Below are 2,524 nucleotides of genomic sequence, written 5' to 3'. Positions count from 1 at the left end.
CAGTTGATGGGCAAAGGAAGCGCTGTAGGCAAAACTATTATTACCCCGATCACCGAAGATTCTTCTCTTCACTCCCGTGTAGTCGGAGTAGTAAAAAATTATGTATATGGCAATATGTATGGCACACCTGATCCCGTGGTCTTTTATTGTGATCCCCACAGAGCCAGCTTCATGTATGTGCGTATGAATAATAATGCAGATAAGGAAATCGCACTTCATGAAATTAGCCGTGTGATGCAGCAGATGAATCCCTCCTACCCTTTTACCTACCAATTTGTAGACGACCAGTTTAACGCTATGTTCACCAATGAAACGCTCATGCAGCAGTTATCCCGGTTATTTGCCACGCTGGCTATTGTGATCAGTTGCCTGGGATTATTCGGGCTGGCTGCTTACACGGCCGAAAGGAGGACCAAGGAAATAGGGATCCGCAAAGTGCTGGGCGCCAGCGTATCGGGCATTACCCGGCTGTTATCTGCCGACTTCCTGAAGCTGGTAGGTATTGCATCACTGATTGCATTTCCGGTAGCATGGTATACTATGGACCAGTGGCTGCAGAAATTTCCCTACCGGGTATCCATTCATTACTGGGTGTTCCTCCTGGCGGGTGTAGCCGCCATGCTGATTGCGCTGCTCACCATCAGCTTCCAGAGCATAAAAGCGGCATTGATGAATCCTGTAAACAGCTTAAAAGCGGAATAACATACTTCACTTATAATCCCTGATGTAAGGATACTAACCTGACCGGCTATACGCAAATGGTTTTCAGCCGGGGCTGGGTATGCCAATACATACTATAACGTATTATTTGTTTACTTACTACTAAGTAAGTATATTTGTGCCGCAATTGGCGGATTATGTCTGAAACAAAAGATAAAATAGTGGAGCTGGCCGACCGGCTGGTGAGGACTAAAGGGTTTAATGCATTTAGTTACAAAGACATTTCGGCGCCGCTGGAAATAAAAAATGCAGCGGTACATTATCATTTCCCCGCAAAGGCCGACCTCGGTGTAGAGGTAGTGGACCAGGAGATTACAAAATTTCATATGCAAACCGGCCGGTGGAAAAACCTGCCGGAAAATGAGCAGCTGCAAAAGCTGACGGAAGTGTTCCGCCGTCACAGCAGGGAAGGCAACATTTGTTTAATGGGCTCTCTTGCGCCGGACTTTGATACGCTGGAACCAGCCATGCAGGCCAAAGTACAGGAGATGGCCGGGGATATTATCAGCTGGCTCACCCAGTGCCTGGAAGAAGGCCGGAAAAAAAAACTTATTCATTTTAAAGGCGCCGCCTATGCGCGGGCCCTGATCATTATATCCAATTTGCAGGCTTCCCTTCTTTTATCGAGGGTAATGGGGCCATCGGCTTTCCGTCTTATTGCGGAGCAGTTGCTGGACGACCTGCATCATAAATAACCAGCTATGAAAAGAGTTGTTATAACAGGAATGGGTACGGTATCACCTATTGGTAACAATGTTACCGATTTCTGGAACGGCCTTGTTAACGGTAAAAGCGGGGCTGCCACCATCAGTCACTTTGATGCCAGCCGGTTCCGCACACGGTTTGCACATGAGCTGAAAGGCTTTGATCCTGCGGCATTGCTGGACAAGGGCGAGATACGCAAAACAGATCCGTTCACCCAATATGCGCTGGTGGCGACCGACCAGGCCATAAAGGACTCGGGGCTCGACTTCAGCAAAATGGATCCTTTCGATACCGGTGTGATCTGGGGGTCCGGCCAGGGTGGTATGCAGACGTTTGAAGAACAGGTTACCGAATATGTTTCCGGTGATTTTAATCCCCGTTTCAGCCCCTATTTTGTACCGAAGCTGATCACCAATATGGCATCGGGTATGATCTCCATCAGGTACGGCCTGATGGGCATCAACTATACCACCGTATCCGCCTGCGCTACTTCCAATACTGCCATCATGGATGCACTAACGTATATCCGTTTGGGTAAGGCGAAGGTAGTAGTGACCGGCGGCTCCGAAGCGCCTGTAACGCCTGCCTCCGTAGGCGGTTTCTGCGCGATGAAAGCCATGTCGGTACGCAATGAAGACCCTACTGCGGCATCGCGTCCTTTTGATGTACACCGCGATGGCTTTGTGATGGGAGAAGGCGCCGGCGCGCTGATCCTGGAAGAGTATGAACACGCCAAAGCCAGGGGCGCGCATATCTATGCAGAAGTAGCTGGCGCCGCTATGACCGCCGATGCGTATCATATGACAGCTACCCACCCCGAGGGATTGGGCGCCCTGCGGGCGATGCAGCTGGCACTGGAAGACGCTGGCCTGAACAGGGAAGCCGTGGATTACCTGAACGCACACGCCACCTCTACTCCTGTAGGTGATCTGAGCGAAATAGCGGCCATCGGGAAGCTGTTTGGCGCTGCGCCGTCACACCTGCATATCAGCGCCACCAAATCCATGACAGGCCATCTGCTTGGCGCTGCCGGCGCCATAGAAGCCATCGCCAGTGTAATGAGCATTCAAAAAGGCATCATCCCTCCTACTATCAATAC

Annotated in this window: 3 protein-coding genes; all 3 read left to right on the top strand. The window is 50.6% G+C overall.

All coding sequences use genetic code 11. The features are described 5' to 3' along the window. On the top strand, positions 1–702 hold a 702-nt coding region (locus VN105_RS01975; RefSeq protein WP_325637405.1), incomplete at its 5' end, for an ABC transporter permease. Between the two features lie 155 nt (positions 703–857). Further along, the gene (locus VN105_RS01970) at positions 858–1,415 is read left to right on the top strand and encodes a TetR/AcrR family transcriptional regulator (RefSeq protein WP_325637403.1); all 558 of its coding nucleotides are present in this window, start codon (positions 858–860) and stop codon (positions 1,413–1,415) included. A gap of 6 nt (positions 1,416–1,421) precedes the next feature. Beyond that, the coding region (gene fabF, locus VN105_RS01965) for a beta-ketoacyl-ACP synthase II (protein ID WP_325637401.1) at positions 1,422–2,524 on the top strand (1,103 nt) is incomplete at its 3' end.

Source organism: Chitinophaga sp., assembly GCF_035564935.1.
Taxonomy (GTDB): domain Bacteria; phylum Bacteroidota; class Bacteroidia; order Chitinophagales; family Chitinophagaceae; genus Chitinophaga.
This window is presented reverse-complemented; position numbering and strand designations above follow the sequence as displayed.